We start from the raw sequence: 17,530 nt of genomic DNA, 5'->3' as shown, positions 1-17,530 counted from the left end.
CTCTTAACGGATTCCAAAGAAGTTTTTCACCTTTGCAAATACCGATACCTTTTCTTGTTCAAATGCTTGTAATGGTACATTCTCACCTAACAAGCGTCTTGCAATATTACGATAAGCCAACGCTGCTTTTCCGCTTGGTTGCAACGCCACAGGTTCACCTGTATTTGTAGCTCGAATAACTTCATCATCATCTTCGACAACACCAAGAAGCTCGATTGACAATGTACGTACAATTTCATCAACATCTAACATATCCTGTTCATGAAGCATATGACTACGTACACGGTTAATAACAAGTTTGGGTGGTTCAATATCCTCTTTTTCTAAAAGCCCAATAATACGATCCGCATCGCGCATTGAGGATACTTCTGGAGTCGTAACAACGATTGCTTTATCCGCACCAGCTACCGCATTTTTAAATCCCTGCTCAATCCCCGCAGGACAATCGATTAATATGTAATCATAATCTTGACGTAATACTTGTATTAATTCATCCATTTGTTCAGGTGTTACCGCTGATTTATCACTCGTTTGTGCTGCAGGTAATAAATAAAGATCATCAAAACGTTTGTCTTTAATAAGAGCCTGAGGTAAACGGCAACGCCCTTCAACGACATCAACAAGATCAAATACAATACGATTTTCCAGCCCCATTACTACGTCTAAATTTCGAAGACCGATATCTGTGTCAATTAAGCACACTTTCTTTCCAGATAACGCTAGGGCCGTACCAATGTTCGCAGATGTAGTAGTTTTACCTACTCCGCCTTTTCCAGATGTAATTACTATTGCCTCTCCCACAGCTATACAATTCCCCTTTCTAACTTTGTTAAATTAGGTCTAAGATGAGTGAGAAGTTGCAGGCGATCGACAACAATGTGATTGTTCTCATTAATATACGCACATTCTGCCGCCTCCGCTCCGTCTTCTTTCTCTTCCGGAGCCCGCATTGCCACATCACTAATTCGAAGTTGCATCGGGTTCATAACAGATGCAGCGATTACAGCATCCGAATCCCCATAATACCCAGCATGTGCAATTCCTCTTAATGATCCTACGACAAAAATATTCCCCCCAGCGATAACCGTTCCGCCTGGATTAACATCTCCAATTAACAACAAATTTCCTTTTACATGTAAAACTTGTCCAGAGCGAACAATTTTGGAAATAGGGACAATTTCTGTTTCTTCTTTCCAAGCTATTGCTTCTGCTTTAGTGATAACATCACTTTCAATTGAATCCACAACAAGATTCTTTTTATTACGAATTAACGTACGAATCTCTTCTTGTTGGACTTCTGTTAAATAACGATTTCCTACTTTCACATGCACTTCAATTAAAGAGCGCCCATCACCATCGTAGTAATGTGTAGAAAGTTTTTCGTCTAATTCCATCAATAATTCTGAGAATGAACAACAATCATCTAAATGAAGCGTTATCCCATCTTTTGTCCCTTTTATCGTTACATTTTGTTGCTTTTTTTCTTCCACTAAAGTTCACCCCACCGATTCAATTCGACATAAAATTAGAAAATCCTTTTTTCTTTTTCTTCCATCGCTTTTGAAAGACGCACTATATATCGTCTCAGTGGGAAACAAACTATCAATAAGAAAATAGCATTTAACAATAAAGTAGAAAGGAGACGATCTGTGAAAAAGACATACGCTGGCATATGAGTACGTCCTAATAAAGTTAAGAATCCATACACATAATACTCTAGTGCTACAACGCTAGCTAATATGATAGAAACAACAATAAATAAATTCAATTGTAGTACTTTCATCACACTATATACTAAATAAGCTAAAATCGGATAAGCAAAAATATATATCCCGACAAGTTCTGTGTATACGGTATCAAATAAGAAGCCAAATAATAGTCCGTAATAAATCCCTTGGACCGGACTATAATACACTGTAATAAAACATAAGACGATTATAAAGAAATGCGGTGCTGCTATGCTGTCTTTCCAAAATACATCCGTTGGAACAACAGTAGCAAACATATTTTCAAATAGAAACACAAAAAGGAGCAAAAGAGGAAGAGCTGCTCTTTTTAATATCTTCATCATCTCTTCTTCTCCTCCTATTCTAATGGCGCTGAAGGTGTTGCACGTTTAGCAACCGTAATATGCTCTACGTCATTTAAATCAGCGGCAGGTTTTACATAAGCTGTTTTTGTTAAGCCATATGCATCCGGCTGAACTTCAACGATTTTTCCAATTACAAGACCTTTCGGGAAAATATCACCCAGTCCAGATGTTACAACTAGTTGATCTTTCTCTACCGGTGCATCAGAGCCAATCTTTGTGAAAAGAAGTAATTGCTTTTCTTTGTCATAACCTTCAATCAATCCAAAGATTTTCTCTTGCCCTTGTACAATAGCAGAAACGCGATTTGTTCGGCTCATAGAACTTAGTAATTCTACTGATGATGTAAACTGAGATACACTTTTCACTCTTCCAACTAACCCTTGTGAAGTTACTACAGCCATATCTTTTTTAATTCCTTGCTGTGCCCCTTTATCAATTCCAATTAAATCGTACCATTTATCTGGATTACGAGAAACAACAGTAGCTGGAATTTCAGTATACCCGCTATTTAACTCTTTTTTACCAGTTAGCTCTTGTAACTTCTTGTTATCATCTTCTAATTGTTTTACTTTCCCTGATAGACCTGCATAATTATCTAATTTTGCTTTTAATTCTTTATTCTCTTCATACGTGCGCTTTACATCCTCTACATTTTCGAAGAATCCAGCTACGTATTTCGCTGGCTTTTGGAATACACGTTCTACAACACCGACAGTATCTTTAACAAACTGCTCTGGCCATGTTAAACTGTTCCGTTCTTTCAATGAGATTCCAATCAATGCCACGAGAAGAATAATACTAACCAACAAAACAATTAATCTTTTGTTTAAGAAAAACTGTGGCACGTTCACACCCTCTTAATTTCACTGATTTTTATTTTGCAATATTATCGAGCAGCAGTTTTGAAAAGATCGATATTGTCTAATGCTTTACCTGTTCCAATTGCTACGCAATCTAATGGATCTTCTGCAACAAGAACTGGCATTTTCGTTTCTTCACTAATTACTTTATCTAAATTACGTAGTAATGCCCCGCCACCTGTTAATACGATACCGCGGTCCATAATATCAGCCGCTAATTCAGGTGGAGTTTTTTCTAACGTATTTTTAACTGATTCTACAATCGCATCTACTGTATCTTTTAATGCATCTGCAATTTCTTCTGGCTGAATTAGTACTGTTTTTGGTAAACCACTTACTAAATCACGACCGCGAATTTCCATAGGCTCGATACCTTCTGGCTCGCCTGCAGAACCAATTTCTAATTTTAATGCTTCAGCTGTTCTTTCACCGATCATTAAGTTATAGCTTTTCTTAATGTACTGAATGATTGAATCGTCCATATCATCACCAGCAACACGGACTGACTGGCTTGTTACAATACCACCTAGAGAAATAATTGCAACTTCTGTTGTACCGCCACCGATATCAACAACCATACTACCAGTTGGTTCCCAAACAGGTAAGTTTGCACCAATTGCTGCTGCAAATGGCTCTTCGATAGGATAAGCATCACGAGCACCCGCTTGACGAGTCGCATCGATTACTGCACGTCTTTCTACAGCTGTAATACCAGATGGTACACATACCATTACATACGGCTTACGTGAGAAGAAACCGTTTGATTTTTGAGCTTGTTGAATGTAATATTTCATCATTGTTGCAGTTGTTTCATAATCAGCAATTACACCGTCTTTCATCGGGCGAAGTGCCACAACGTTCCCTGGTGTACGACCAATCATTTGTTTTGCATCGCTACCTACAGCAACGATTTGTTTCGTATCAGTTTGTAACGCAACTACTGAAGGTTCACGTAAAACTACACCTTTTCCTTTTACATATACAAGCGTGTTCGCAGTTCCTAAGTCTATTCCAAGATCGCGAGTAAATCCACCAAATCCAAACATATTATTTATCTTCCTTTCTTGTTTTCACGGACTCATTTTTTCTTACTTTATATTATAAAAACAGTACGTTTTTTATATCTTTATCCTTTTTGTAGATAAATTTCTACAAAAAACTCATAAATCACATTATAAAACAAAATAAGTAAAAAGCATAGTCTTAAATATGACCTTTTTCCTTTAAACTCACGAATTTATGGTCACCTATTATAATATGATCAAGCACTTCAATTCCGATAATCTGGCCGCATTCTACTAAGCGTTTTGTTACTGCAATATCTTCACGGCTCGGCGTGGGATCTCCTGAGGGATGGTTATGAAGACATATGATAGAGGCTGCTGCACGACGGAAGGCTTCTTTAAAAACTTCCCTCGGGTGTACAATTGACGTGTTTAAACTTCCAATAAAGATCGTTTGCCTATGTATAACTTGATTTTTTGTATTTAAATATAAACAAACAAAATGCTCTTGTTGTAAAAAACGCATTTCTTCCATCATGTATTTCGCACAATCTTCTGGACTTCGAATACTATATCTATTTTGATATTCTAAACGTACCATTCTTCTGCCTAGTTCAAAGGCTGCCATAAGTTGCGATGCCTTTGAAATCCCAATACCATGTATACTAATTAGCTCTTCTAATGTTGCATCTTTCAACATACGTAAGCCATCAAATTGATGTAAAATTTTATCTGACAACTTTAAAACTGTTTCTTCTTTAGAACCTGTTCTGAGTAACACTGCGAGAAGCTCTCGATTTGATAAACTTCCAGCACCTTCTAACAATAAACGCTCCCGTGGCTGTTCTTCTCTTACAACATCACGAATACCGTTCATCTCTCCACCCCTTTATTTGTTCTCTCAAAGAAAACCCCATGCAATTTTACGCATGGGTTACATCAATATCAAATTGTTTTAATTCCCGAACGAGACGTGCAATTGGTAAGCCAACTACACTATAGTAGTCCCCTTGAATATTTTGAACGAAAATAGATCCTTTACCTTGAATCCCATAACTACCGGCTTTATCAAGAGGTTCTTTCGACGCGACGTATGTATCAATTTCCTCTCCTGTTAACTCCCAAAATGTAACTTCTGTACGCTCATAAAAAGTAACCGTTTTTTCTTTTGCTATAATTGCAACACCTGTATACACTTCATGTGTTTTCCCTGATAGTAATTGCAACATCTCTTTCGCCTCATCCTCATTAGAAGGCTTACCAAGAATACGCGACTCATATGTAACAATTGTATCTGCACCTAACACAATGTGATCACTATTATTTTCTGCCACCGCTGATGCTTTTTGCAAGGCAAGCGACATTACAATATCAGAAGGCGATGAATATGCACCAATTGTTTCCTCTACTTCACTTACAACGATTTCAAATGGCACACTAGCTAACTCAAGCAATTCCTTCCTCCGAGGTGACCCTGAAGCTAAAATTATTTTTCTCATATTTTCTCCTTCCTTTCTCACATGAAGCAGAACAATTTATATTAATCGTATCAAAGGAATAGTTTGTCCACAAATGAAAGAAATATTAATTTCTCTAACTAAAATAACACTTCTTTATTGCATACGATTATATTCCTGTCATAGAGAAAGCACTTTGCTCTAAATTCAAAAGAAAAGAAAGAAGTACATGTACTTCTTTCTTACTCATTTTATTATCCTATCATTTCACTTTCTACGAAACAATTTTTTCATACGAGAGTAAACCATCAATAATAACTTGATTTAATTTCGCCAAAGATTCCTTATCCATCTTCCCATCTTTTACTGTTTGTACAGCTACCGACGTATACATATACAGTTTCTTTGCTTCTTCTTGTTTCATACTTTTCCCTTCTTTTTCAACCTTTTTCCATTCTTTTCCAATTACTTCTATATCTTTTGCGCTGCTTTTTCCACCAACTTGTACGCTAGAAGCATATTTTGCTAAATGAGTGTATAATGGCTGCACTTTTGTTAAAAATGTTCCTACTTCTTTATCATCTTTCAGCAATGCTTTATCTGTTATATCCCAGTTCTTTTTTAAAACGGAGACACCATCATTTTTATACTTAGTCATTAATTGATTTATAGACTGTTCATCGCTAGCAATACCAACAACTATTGCATACTTATCACCGCTCGGTCTTAAAGCACCAATGCCCCCATTGCCTTTCCATTCTTCAAGAGCTGCCTGTCCCTTTTCTTCAGAAGAATAAAGCCCCCCTTGAACAAAAAATAATTTCATTGGATCCAATGACGTTCCTGCTTGTGCTTTTTGTTTTTCTTCTTTCGGTGCTGGTGTTTGTTCTGCCGTTCCACCCACCTTTGATTCTCCATTTCCAGTCGGCCTTGAAGCTGTCACTTCACTTCCTCCTGTCGTTCCTTGTCCAGTAAGTAAATGAAGCATCCCCATTCCAAACGCCGTACCGATAATGATTGCAGTTGCAACGATTACAATTAATGTATTACTCCACTTCTTTCGGTATTTTTCCACAGACATTGATTTCGCTTTTTGAAACGGAACAACATTTTTCGGTCGTTCACTTTCTACTACCATCCATTCAAATTCATCTTTCTTTTTTTCCTCATACTTCGCTTCTGTTCCATTCACTTTCACTGAGATCGTTCGTGATTGCTTGTCCATACACTCACACCTCACCTCTTATCGTTGTCCGCATCATATCATATTCATTTCATAAAAAAACGAGATATTTGTCAGAGGAATTCGCCAAATAACCCTATATATTTATCTTATATGTATGCATTTGACTTCATTTGTAGAACAAAAAAACTAGATAGCAAAGACTATCTAGTTTTTCTCGCAAATATATTTTCGTACTTCAGAAATGAAATAAAGAGAACCTGTTATGATAAAAACATCATTTTCTGCTATCATTTCAACTTTTGTATCAATTGCCTCTTTCCAATTTTCAAAAACTAATTTTGATTCTTTCTGTGAATATGATGCAAGCTTATCAGCAGAAATAGCACGATCAAAGGCGAATGTTGTAAAAATAATTTCATCTGCAATGGTTTCTAATTGGCCTACCATGTTATGTAATTGTTTATCACCAAGGGCAGTAAATAACACTATTACATTTTTATCTTTGTAATGCGCTTCTACTGTTTTCACAAGGCTTTCGATACCTTCTGGATTATGAGCACCATCTATAATAATATCTGGATTACTTTGCAGTTTTTCAAAGCGCCCCACCCAATACGCTTCCTGTAATCCAGTTCTTATTTCTTCTTCCTCAATTAAAAATGATAAGTATGTTTTTACATACATGACTGCCATAAGCGCAAGTGCTGCGTTCCCTACTTGGTGGCTGCCTTTCATTGTGATTCGCACATCTTCAAAAGAGGCGAAAGGACAAGTGAAATCGAACTGTTCTCCATCTTCACTAGACTGTTTATGTAATGCTGTAAAATGGTTGTCCATCTCGTATAAGTTTGCATGATTTTCCTTTGCAACATTTTGAATAACTTGCAAAGCTTCTTCATCTTGTACACCAGTAATTACCGGCACGCCAGACTTAATAATCCCCGCCTTTTCATATGCAATTTCTCCTAGTGTATTTCCTAAAATATGCATATGATCGTGACCGATATTCGTAATAATCGTGAGAACAGGGTGTATAACATTGGTAGAATCAAAACGTCCACCAAGCCCTGTTTCAAATAAAACAACATCACAGAAATTGAATTTGCCGAAATAGCAAATCGCCATAACAGTAATAATTTCAAACTCTGTCGCTTCCCCTAAATCCGTTTCATCTAGTTTTTCCACGACTGGTTTTACCAGCTTTACAAGTTCAGTAATCTCTTCGTCTGCAATTGGTGTTCCATTCACACTAATGCGTTCATTAAATGATTCGATGTAAGGAGAGGTAAACGTTCCTACCTTATATTTCGCGCCTTCTAACATGTAACGCATATATGTTAACGTTGAACCTTTTCCATTTGTACCAGCAAGATGAACACATTTTATATGACGCTCTGGATTTCCAAGTTCTTCTAAAATCCATCTCATTCTTTCTAATCCTGGCTTAATTCCAAATTTCAATCGGCTATGGATCCACCCTATCGCTTCTTCGTATGTATGTATCACGTATGTTTTTCCCCTTTCAAAAGACAACTTTCATAGTTCTATTATACGCAAAGAAAAGAGACTCACCAATATAGTGAGTCTCTAAAAACATTTTTACTTTTCAAGATCTGCTAGACGTTGACGAACTGCTTCGCGTTTTTCTAGGTAATCTTGCTCTTTCGCACGCTCTCCTTCAATAACCGCTGCAGGAGCTTTCGCTACGAAACCTTGGTTAGAAAGTTTCTTCTGTACACGTTCTACTTCTTTATCGAACTTCTCAAGTTCTTTCTCAAGACGAGCTCTCTCTTCATCAAGATTGATAAGATCAGCTAACGGTAAGAATAACTCTGCACCTGATACGATTGCAGTCATTGCCTTTTCTGGCGCTTGTAAGTCTGTTTGAATTGTTAATTCGCTTGGGTTACAGAAACGCTCAATGTAAGAGCTATTTTTCGTAAGTTGAGCAAGTACAGCCTCATCTTTTGCTTTAATTTGCATTTGAACTTTTTTGCTCATTGGCGTATTTACTTCTGCACGGATGTTACGAACAGAGCGAATGATATCAACTAGAAGGTGCATTTCTGCCGCAGCCTCCGTATCTTGTAAATCTTCGCGAACTGTTGGCCAAGCAGCTACTGTAATAGACTCGCCTTCATGCGGTAAATGTTGCCAAATTTTCTCTGTTACGAATGGCATGAATGGGTGTAATAGACGCATTGTTTGATCTAATACGTAAGCTAAAATAGAACGAGTTGTTTTCTTAGCTGCTTCATCTTCACCGTATAGTGGAAGTTTCGCCATTTCAATATACCAATCACAGAAATCGTCCCAAATGAAGTTGTATAATGAACGACCAGCTTCACCGAACTCATATTTATCCATGTTACGTGTTACGCTTTCGATTGTTTCGTTTAAGCGAGTTAAGATCCACTTATCCGCAACTGATTTTTCACCAGTTAAATCGATTTCTTCATACTTCATATCATCCATGTTCATTAATACGAAACGTGATGCGTTCCAAATTTTATTAATGAAGTTCCAAGTAGATTCTACTTTTTCCATGCTGAAACGTAAATCTTGACCTGGTGCACTTCCTGTTGATAAGAAGAAACGCATTGCATCTGCACCGTACTTCTCGATAACATCCATTGGGTCAATACCGTTACCAAGAGATTTACTCATTTTACGACCTTGCTCGTCACGAACTAAACCGTGAATTAATACATCTTTAAATGGACGCTCGCCTGTAAACTCTAAACCTTGGAAAATCATACGAGATACCCAGAAGAAGATGATATCATAACCCGTTACTAGTGCATCTGTTGAATAGTAACGTTTGAAGTCTGCTGAATCTTCATTTGGCCAACCAAGTGTTGAGAATGGCCATAACGCTGAACTGAACCATGTATCAAGTACATCGTTATCTTGATTCCAGTTTTCAATATCTACTGGTGCTTCTGTACCTACGTATACTTCACCAGTTTCTTTATGGTACCAAGCTGGAATACGGTGTCCCCACCATAATTGACGAGAAATACACCAGTCATGAATATTTTCCATCCAACGTAAATATGTGTTTTCAAAACGCTCTGGTACGAACGTTACTTTTTCTTCTTCTTTTTGTTGAAGCGCTACTGCTTTTTCAGCAAGTGGAGCCATTTTTACGAACCACTGTGTTGATAAATAAGGCTCAACAACTGCACCGCTACGCTCACTATGACCTACTGAATGCATATGTGGCTCGATTTCTACTAATACGCCAGCTTCTTGTAAGTCTTTTACTAATTCTTTACGGCATTCGAAACGATCCATACCGTTATACTTACCAGCTTTTTCGTTCATTGTTCCATCTTCGTTCATTACTAAAATGCGTGGTAAGTCATGACGGTTACCTACTTCAAAGTCATTCGGGTCATGAGCTGGTGTAATTTTTACAACGCCCGTTCCGAAATCTTTTTCTACGTACTCATCAGCAATAATCGGAATCTCACGGCCTACGATTGGAAGTGTAACTGTTTTTCCGATTAAATGTTTGTAACGATCGTCTTCTGGATGAACTGCTACTGCTGTATCACCAAGCATCGTTTCTGGACGAGTTGTCGCAAGACGAATATGACCAGAACCATCTGTTAACGGATAGTTCATATGGTAGAATGCACCTTGAACTTCTTTATGAATTACTTCAATATCAGAAAGAGCTGTACGTGTAGCTGGATCCCAGTTGATGATATATTCACCACGGTAAATTAAGCCTTTTTCGTATAATTGAACGAATACTTTATTAACCGCATCTGATAAACCTTTGTCTAATGTGAAACGTTCACGAGAATAGTCTAGTCCTAAACCAACTTTCCCCCATTGTTGACGAATGTGAGAAGCGTACTCTTCTTTCCACTCCCAAGCTTTTTCAAGGAATTTTTCACGGCCAAGATCGTAACGTGAAATACCTTCTTCACGAAGTTTTCCTTCTACTTTCGCTTGTGTTGCGATACCAGCATGGTCCATTCCTGGAAGCCATAGTACATCGTATCCTTGCATACGCTTCGTACGAGTTAAAATATCTTGAAGAGTTGTATCCCAAGCATGACCTAAGTGTAACTTACCAGTTACGTTCGGAGGTGGAATTACAATTGTATACGGTTGTTTCTTCTCGTCTCCTGTTGCTTCAAAATATTTGCCTTCAAGCCACCATTGATAAAGGCCTTCTTCAACGGACATATGATCATATTTAGTTGGTAAATTCTTTTCCGTGTTTGACATTATTTTCCCTCCTTAAAATAAAAAATGTCCCTCATCCAAAAAGGACGAGGGACATCGCGGTACCACCTTTATTTACAAACAAATTCATAATTTGCTTATACTCTTAATTTGATAACGGACAAATCCGTCTTTTCCTAATAAGAACTATTCTGTTCAGAAAAGATGCTCCAGGGCTACCTTCTAACATAACTATCTAGAGAATCTCCCAGCTAATGATTCTCCTCTCTGAAGACGTTTCATGTTATACTCTTCCCCTTCAAGGCATTTATATGATTGTTAATTATTATATACAATAGTGTAAAAAACGAAACCTTATTCGTCAAGATAAATTTAAAACTACAGCTTTTCGTGCCAAAAAGAAGATAAGTAGAATCCTCTACTTATCTTCTTTACCACGCTATTTGTGGGCAGTAAGACCTCCACCTCAAAACTCAGCTGAAGCAAAGAAGTTAGATGGGAGCCCTGCTGCCCGTAAACGCCCAATTGGTGAAGGCTAATCATCAGCGGGGAATGTTTACTTTATCCGTTCCCTTGCTGGGCAGCTTGTAATTGTGACAGGAAATATTCTATATTGCTAACGAGCCAATGCGATTGTTGCAAACTCTTTACTCCGCGCAGTTCATTTTCCTCGTTGCGATTATCTCTTCTTTTCTTATAAGACTGGATTTGCCGAATAAATTGTGATGGATACGTCATATACGCAAACATAAGTAGTTGCTCTTCTTTCGTAAAAGGGAAATTTTTTTGATACATTTGAAACCATTCAAACCGATCACTTCTTGCGATTGGATATGTGTTTAAAGACCGTGAATAAAAACCTACTATATCTTGCACAGGCGTTGCAAACTTCGATTTTTCTAAACTAATAAAATAGCCATTCCGCTCATAGTCAAATAAAAAATGATTCAGTGACACATTACCATGCACAAAAGTAATACGCGTTTTCTCTTTTTCTTTCATCGCATCGTTCCACTCATTTAATTGCTTCGTTGCAAATTCACGCGCTCTCATTACATGATGATAGTACGTACAATATTGCAATTCAAACGGGGACATATACCATTTTGATTCAGATTCTACGAGAAACTCTTCTAACATCTCACCATCATTTTCCCAACGATCGGATATACTTGTATAATGTTTTTCTAAATCTTCTTCCGTATACGTTTCTTCCTTCACAGTTTTTTGATGCAACGTTCCAAGTGTCTGAAACATTTTATGGTATTGATCATTGTCCTCACCGTTTCCTTCTGCACGTTCTAACCAAGGCATTAAATAATAATTATACGTCCCGTCACTTAAAATATAACTTCCATCCGTCGCATGATATATAGGTACATAATTTGAAAAACCTTTCTCCTTCAAATATTGAATATGATGCAGAAAGTTATTCCGCTCTAACTTTCTGCCTTCTATTTTCTTGAGTGCATATGGACCTTGATTCGTATAAATTTTCATTACATTTCCGTGCTCTTCCATATGCTGCGTATCCAATCTATATTGCCTCACGATAGGTTCATAGTGATTTCGCAACTCAATATCCATACGAATAACCCTTTCTATTCAAAACATAGCCTCTAAGAAAGGAAGTGAGTGAAAACACTCACTTCCTTATTTCGCCTTTACCCTTGAAACGGGAATATAAATAATTTGCCCCGTATTTAAAAATATATCTTCTGTTTGATTGACACGGTATAAATTTTGTACAGACGTTTCATAACGGTCTGCAATAGATTCAATTGTATCCCCTTCTTGCACGAAATACATTCTTAACTTTGTAAATTCTTCTTCCGGTTCTTTCGTAAATAGTTTTGTTAAATAAAGCGCATTTTCATCTCGCTGTGAGTACTCTTCTTCTTGTTCTTCCTGCTTTTTCGCTTTTTCTTTCTTGAAATCTTTTCGTCCGAACAGTTCAAATTGCGGCGTTGTTTCTTGCTCCTCTTCACGTTCCACAAATTCATGTTCTTCTATTTTCTCTTCTTCTAATTCCTGCTCTTTTCTTTCCTCTAATTGGAACGGTTCAAATGCGTAATCTTCCCACTCATCTGATTCCTTATATGCTGGTTCTTCTACATGCGGCGCCGGTCTATTTTCATCCTCTTGCGCTGAATCTTCTTCTAACTCAGCATACACCGTTTCTTCCTCTTCAACTTCATCCTCGCTTCTCTCTTCATCACACAAACCGGTAATAGATATATCCGCTAATAATTGTAAGCAACCATTTTCCTTTAATTCATAATCAAATTCCTCGATTGATACATATAGCTCTTCAATTACTTTCACTCGATTTCTCGGAATTGATATTTCAAGTGGAAAGGAATGAACAAGTTCATTAACCCCATCTTCTCTTGTTTCTACATAATCAATTGACTTTGCTGGCGATAGTTCTCTTAATGAATACGCGGAATCATCTTTTCGTGCAACATACTCTCCCGTTAAATCTAATTGTCCTCTCACGATTACTTCATGATCAAGCTCTTCTATCTCAACGTCTGGATCTAACGAAATTGACAAAAGTTCTTCGACTTCCTGTCCTTTTTGGAACCACACAGATTCTTTTAATGAAAATCGTAATGAATGATCTGTAGCCACTTCTTTTCCCCCTCCCAAACTATATGTCATTACAGATTTATGTGTGGGAAGCTTACTTTATGAATAAAAAAAATCGCTCCCCTTATGGAGAGCGATTTTCTCTAATACACTACGCTTTTAATTTTGACATTGCAATTTCAGCTGCTGCAATCGTCGCTTCAATATCTGCATCACTATGTGCTGTCGATAAGAATAAACCTTCGAATTGAGATGGTGGTAAGAATACACCTTGTTCTACCATTTCACGATAGTAAGCCGCAAAGAATTCTAAGTTTGAAGATTTTGCTGCATCGTAATTAATAACGGGTTCATCTGTAAAGAAAATACCAATCATAGAGCCTGCACGGTTAATATGATGCGGAATGCCATGTTTTTCAGCTGCTTTACGTAATCCAGCTTCTAACATTTCAGCTTTACGCTCAAATTCTACATATGATTCTGGCGTTAACTGTACTAACGTTTCATAACCTGCCGCCATTGCAAGTGGATTACCTGATAAAGTACCAGCTTGGTAAATCGGTCCGCTTGGCGCAACTTGGCGCATAATTTCCGCTTTACCACCGTATGCTCCTACCGGTAAACCACCACCGATTACTTTACCTAGGCATGTTAAATCAGGCGTTACGCCATAATAACCTTGGCCACAATTATAAGCTACTCGGAACCCTGTCATTACTTCATCAAAAATAAGCAATGCACCGTTTTGTTCTGTTACTTCACGAAGACCTTCTAAAAATCCAGGCTGCGGAGGAACAACCCCCATATTTCCTGCTACTGGTTCTACAATTACACAAGCAATATCATCACCGAATTGTTCAAACGCGTATTTTACGCTTTCTAAATCGTTATAAGCTACTGTAATCGTATTTTTCGCTACACCTTCTGGTACACCAGGACTATCTGGTAAACCTAAAGTCGCCACACCAGAACCAGCTTTAATTAATAACGAATCACCATGACCGTGGTAACAACCAATAAATTTCAAGATTTTATTACGACCTGTATAACCACGAGCTAAACGTAGTGCACTCATTGTTGCTTCCGTTCCAGAGTTAACCATACGCACAATCTCAATTGATGGCACGCGCTCAATAACAAGTTTTGCTAATTTATTTTCAATTTCTGTTGGTGCACCGAAGCTTGTACCTCTTTCAGCAACAGATTTTAACGCTTCTACAACACGATCATTTGCATGACCATGAATTAAAGGCCCCCATGATAATACGTAGTCGATGTATTCATTCCCATCGATATCATATACTTTAGAGCCTTTTCCACGCTCCATAAACAACGGATTCATCCCAACAGACTTAAAGGCACGAACCGGGCTATTTACGCCACCAGGCATTAAGTCTTGCGCCTCTTCAAACGCTGCAATTGACTTATCAAACTTTTTCATTATTTAGCGCCTCCTTCTTGTAACCATCTTGCTGCATCTTTTGCATGATACGTAATAATTAAATCTGCCCCTGCACGTTTCATACTAATTAATTTTTCAAGAACAACTTCTTTTTCATTAATCCAACCATTTTGCGCTGCCGCTTTAATCATCGAATATTCACCACTTACATTATAAGCGACAACTGGTAAATTAAAGTTATTTTTCACATCACGAACAATATCTAAGTAAGAAAGAGCTGGTTTTACGATTAAGAAATCTGCACCTTCCATTACATCTGATTCTGCTTCACGGAATGCTTCCATACGGTTTGCCGGATCCATTTGATATGTTTTACGGTCACCAAATTGCGGTGCACCGTGCGCAGCATCACGGAATGGTCCATAAAATGCTGATGAATATTTCACAGCGTACGACATAACTGGCACGTGTCCAAAACCATTTTCGTCTAATGCATGACGAATTGCTGTTACGAAGCCGTCCATCATGTTTGATGGTGCAATAATGTCCGCTCCTGCTTTCGCTTGACTTACAGCTGTTTTCGCAAGAACTGCAAGAGACTCGTCATTTAAAATAATCCCATCTTCAATTACACCGCAATGGCCATGGCTTGTAAATTGACATAAACATGTGTCTGCAACTACTACTAGCTCAGGGAAATCACCTTTAATTTGCTGAATAGCACGTTGTACAATTCCATGATCACAATATGCTGATGATCCAACTTCATCCTTTTCAGCAGGTAAACCAAATACAATAACAGAACGAATACCTAAATCAACAACTTCTTGCATTTCAGCTTGCAATAAATCTAAAGACATTTGATATACGCCCGGCATAGAAGGAACTTCATTACGAACATTTTCACCTTCTAATACAAAAATAGGGTAAATAAAATCTTCCGTATGTAAAAACGTTTCACGCACAAGTGCACGCATGCCCCCGCTTTGTCTTAAACGACGATGACGATTAAATTGTAAAGAGTTCATAGATTTCTATCCCCATTCTTTCATTTTATAGATTCACAAACATATTGTAGTAATGCTTCTACAGTGTACTCTTTCGGCACAATAACAGACGGAAAATAAAGACTTGCCTCTTTTTCCGTAATAGGTCCTATACAAGCAATTGTACATTTTTTTGTCCATTCTCTCCAGTTTGTACCCTCAAGTAAACGAACAAAACTAGTAACAGTTGAAGGGCTCGTAAATGTAATAATGTCTACTTTCCCTAACTTCAATGCTGCTATAAGTTCTTGCTTTTTTTCTATATTCACTTTCGTACCGTATACGATTAGCTCATCTAGAGAAACACCAATTTCCCGAAGTGCAACCGGAATTATCTCTCTTGCTAAATTCCCTTTCGGAAATAAAATACGTTCGTTTCCACTTAATTCTTTTAGAAACTCTTCTGCAAATGCTTCTGCAACAAATGAAGTCGGAACAAAATGAACTTGATAGCCCCTTTTTTCTAACTCTAATTTTGTTTTCACACCTACCGCAGCGATTTTAATGGTTAGTGGTAGTTTCTTTTTTAAACTATCTAGAAAAAAAGCTACACCATTTCTGCTCGTAAAAATAACCCAGTCGTATGAATGTAGCTGCTCTTCAATATGTTGAATTTGCCTATGAGACATACCTTCCATACGCAAAAGCGGAATTTCCAATGGAATTCCGCTCTTTTCTTTCACTGCTACACTCATTTGTTTCGCTTGATGCTGGGCACGTGTAATCAATACCGTTTTTCCAGCGAGAGCGTTCATATTTATTGTTGCTCCTTATTTGCAGCAAGAATGAGTTCTTTGGCGCCTTGTTTAATTAAACGGTCCGCGGCCTCTAACCCTACTTCCTCAGGATTAGTACCCACTACTGTCTCTTTTAATAAAACAGAGCCATCCATAGAGCCGACAAGAGCTGTTAATTCGATTGCATCGTTTTCTGTAAGGGTTGCATATCCAGCAATTGGAACTTGGCATCCACCTTCAAGTTTATGAAGAAATACTCGCTCCGCTGCCACTGTTCTTTCTGTTATCGTATCATTAATATGCGCTAACAACTGCAATAAATCCTTATCATCCTCACGACACTCAATCGCTAATGCACCTTGTCCTACAGCAGGTACACATAACGTATCATCTAAATGTTCTGTAATAACATCATCATCCCAGCCCATTCTTTGTAATCCAGCTGTCGCTAAAATAATCGCATCGTAATCTTCTTCTTTTAATTTACGTAAACGTGTATCGATATTCCCGCGAATCCACTTCACTTGTAAATCTGGTCTCGCAGCGAGTAGCTGTGCACTACGTCTTAAACTACTCGTACCTAAAATAGCACCTTCCGCTAATTCTTTAAACGATGCTCCATTTTTTGAGATAAAAGCATCACGAGGATCAACACGCTTTGGTGTACAGCCAATCATTAAACCTTCTGGAAGTACGGCTGGCATATCTTTCATACTATGTACAGCCATATCGATTTCTTTCGTAAGTAACGCATGCTCAATTTCTTTAACGAACAAGCCTTTTCCGCCTACTTTTGAAAGAGTAACATCTAAAATAACATCACCTTTTGTGACAATTTCTTTCACTTCAAATTCATATGGTAGACCTAGGGCTTTTAACTGATCAATAAACCAGTTTGTTTGCGTTAATGCTAGTTTACTCTTTCGTGATCCTACAATAATTTTGCGCATA

At 37.7% G+C, this 17,530-nt stretch carries 16 protein-coding genes and 1 other annotated feature; all 16 genes read right to left on the bottom strand.

Going from position 1 to position 17,530, the window contains the following annotated elements; all coding sequences use genetic code 11:
- Positions 1–3: 3 nt before the first annotated feature.
- Positions 4–801, bottom strand: a complete 798-nt coding sequence (minD, locus tag ACZDYH_RS01175) for a septum site-determining protein MinD (protein ID WP_000503309.1) — start codon at positions 799–801, stop codon at positions 4–6.
- 2 nt (positions 802–803) lie between these two features.
- A complete protein-coding gene (gene minC, locus ACZDYH_RS01170; protein WP_000391521.1) occupies positions 804–1,490 on the bottom strand; it encodes a septum site-determining protein MinC in 687 nt (228 codons plus the stop codon).
- Between the two features lie 35 nt (positions 1,491–1,525).
- Positions 1,526–2,071 carry a rod shape-determining protein MreD gene (mreD, locus tag ACZDYH_RS01165; protein ID WP_000975766.1) on the bottom strand — a complete coding sequence of 182 codons (546 nt, stop codon included), beginning with the start codon at positions 2,069–2,071 and terminating at the stop codon, positions 1,526–1,528.
- A 14-nt stretch (positions 2,072–2,085) separates the two neighbouring features.
- Positions 2,086–2,937 carry a rod shape-determining protein MreC gene (gene mreC / locus ACZDYH_RS01160; RefSeq protein WP_001135488.1) on the bottom strand — a complete coding sequence of 284 codons (852 nt, stop codon included), beginning with the start codon at positions 2,935–2,937 and terminating at the stop codon, positions 2,086–2,088.
- A gap of 41 nt (positions 2,938–2,978) precedes the next feature.
- Positions 2,979–3,998 carry a cell shape-determining protein MreB gene (mreB, locus tag ACZDYH_RS01155; RefSeq protein WP_000466736.1) on the bottom strand — a complete coding sequence of 340 codons (1,020 nt, stop codon included), beginning with the start codon at positions 3,996–3,998 and terminating at the stop codon, positions 2,979–2,981.
- A 157-nt stretch (positions 3,999–4,155) separates the two neighbouring features.
- A complete protein-coding gene (gene radC, locus ACZDYH_RS01150) occupies positions 4,156–4,833 on the bottom strand; it encodes a RadC family protein (RefSeq protein WP_001013390.1) in 678 nt (225 codons plus the stop codon).
- A 46-nt stretch (positions 4,834–4,879) separates the two neighbouring features.
- Complete coding sequence (locus ACZDYH_RS01145; RefSeq protein WP_001226292.1) at positions 4,880–5,455, bottom strand: Maf family protein; 576 nt, start codon at positions 5,453–5,455, stop codon at positions 4,880–4,882.
- Positions 5,456–5,687: 232 nt separating this feature from the next.
- Positions 5,688–6,638 carry a stage II sporulation protein B gene (locus tag ACZDYH_RS01140; RefSeq protein ID WP_070179514.1) on the bottom strand — a complete coding sequence of 317 codons (951 nt, stop codon included), beginning with the start codon at positions 6,636–6,638 and terminating at the stop codon, positions 5,688–5,690.
- Positions 6,639–6,803: 165 nt separating this feature from the next.
- Positions 6,804–8,105, bottom strand: a complete 1,302-nt coding sequence (locus tag ACZDYH_RS01135) for a bifunctional folylpolyglutamate synthase/dihydrofolate synthase (protein WP_070179515.1) — start codon at positions 8,103–8,105, stop codon at positions 6,804–6,806.
- Between the two features lie 93 nt (positions 8,106–8,198).
- Positions 8,199–10,844 (bottom strand): valine--tRNA ligase, encoded by a 2,646-nt coding sequence (locus ACZDYH_RS01130; RefSeq protein ID WP_000072252.1) that lies wholly within the window; start codon positions 10,842–10,844, stop codon positions 8,199–8,201.
- A 37-nt stretch (positions 10,845–10,881) separates the two neighbouring features.
- Positions 10,882–11,113, bottom strand: a binding site (T-box leader).
- Positions 11,114–11,363: 250 nt separating this feature from the next.
- Complete coding sequence (gene ysxE, locus ACZDYH_RS01125; RefSeq protein WP_000350658.1) at positions 11,364–12,389, bottom strand: spore coat protein YsxE; 1,026 nt, start codon at positions 12,387–12,389, stop codon at positions 11,364–11,366.
- A 66-nt stretch (positions 12,390–12,455) separates the two neighbouring features.
- Positions 12,456–13,466 (bottom strand): stage VI sporulation protein D, encoded by a 1,011-nt coding sequence (gene spoVID, locus ACZDYH_RS01120; RefSeq protein ID WP_002024850.1) that lies wholly within the window; start codon positions 13,464–13,466, stop codon positions 12,456–12,458.
- Positions 13,467–13,545: 79 nt separating this feature from the next.
- On the bottom strand, positions 13,546–14,835 hold the full coding sequence (gene hemL, locus ACZDYH_RS01115; RefSeq protein WP_000712943.1) for a glutamate-1-semialdehyde 2,1-aminomutase: 1,290 nt from the start codon (positions 14,833–14,835) through the stop codon (positions 13,546–13,548).
- Positions 14,835–15,824, bottom strand: a complete 990-nt coding sequence (hemB, locus tag ACZDYH_RS01110; RefSeq protein WP_001087065.1) for a porphobilinogen synthase — start codon at positions 15,822–15,824, stop codon at positions 14,835–14,837. Before hemB ends, hemL begins: the two co-directional genes overlap by 1 nt.
- Positions 15,825–15,844: 20 nt before the next feature.
- Positions 15,845–16,597, bottom strand: a complete 753-nt coding sequence (gene hemD, locus ACZDYH_RS01105; protein ID WP_000992345.1) for a uroporphyrinogen-III synthase — start codon at positions 16,595–16,597, stop codon at positions 15,845–15,847.
- Between the two features lie 2 nt (positions 16,598–16,599).
- On the bottom strand, positions 16,600–17,529 hold the full coding sequence (gene hemC, locus ACZDYH_RS01100) for a hydroxymethylbilane synthase (protein ID WP_001226395.1): 930 nt from the start codon (positions 17,527–17,529) through the stop codon (positions 16,600–16,602).
- Between the last annotated feature and the right edge of the window lies 1 nt (position 17,530).

The organism is Bacillus sp. EB V-12 (assembly GCF_056158125.1).
This window is presented reverse-complemented; position numbering and strand designations above follow the sequence as displayed.

Bases quoted from the DNA above. Each gene is read 5' to 3' on its own strand.
- mreD (WP_000975766.1), bottom strand. From the start codon at position 2,071: ATGATGAAGATATTAAAAAGAGCAGCTCTTCCTCTTTTGCTCCTTTTT.
- mreB (WP_000466736.1), bottom strand. From the start codon at position 3,998: ATGTTTGGATTTGGTGGATTTACTCGCGATCTTGGAATAGACTTAGGA.
- radC (WP_001013390.1), bottom strand. From the start codon at position 4,833: ATGAACGGTATTCGTGATGTTGTAAGAGAAGAACAGCCACGGGAGCGT.
- ACZDYH_RS01145 (WP_001226292.1), bottom strand. From the start codon at position 5,455: ATGAGAAAAATAATTTTAGCTTCAGGGTCACCTCGGAGGAAGGAATTG.
- ACZDYH_RS01140 (WP_070179514.1), bottom strand. From the start codon at position 6,638: ATGGACAAGCAATCACGAACGATCTCAGTGAAAGTGAATGGAACAGAA.
- ACZDYH_RS01130 (WP_000072252.1), bottom strand. From the start codon at position 10,844: ATGTCAAACACGGAAAAGAATTTACCAACTAAATATGATCATATGTCC.
- ysxE (WP_000350658.1), bottom strand. From the start codon at position 12,389: ATGGATATTGAGTTGCGAAATCACTATGAACCTATCGTGAGGCAATAT.
- spoVID (WP_002024850.1), bottom strand. From the start codon at position 13,466: ATGACATATAGTTTGGGAGGGGGAAAAGAAGTGGCTACAGATCATTCA.
- hemL (WP_000712943.1), bottom strand. From the start codon at position 14,835: ATGAAAAAGTTTGATAAGTCAATTGCAGCGTTTGAAGAGGCGCAAGAC.
- hemB (WP_001087065.1), bottom strand. From the start codon at position 15,824: ATGAACTCTTTACAATTTAATCGTCATCGTCGTTTAAGACAAAGCGGG.
- hemD (WP_000992345.1), bottom strand. From the start codon at position 16,597: ATGAACGCTCTCGCTGGAAAAACGGTATTGATTACACGTGCCCAGCAT.
- hemC (WP_001226395.1), bottom strand. From the start codon at position 17,529: ATGCGCAAAATTATTGTAGGATCACGAAAGAGTAAACTAGCATTAACG.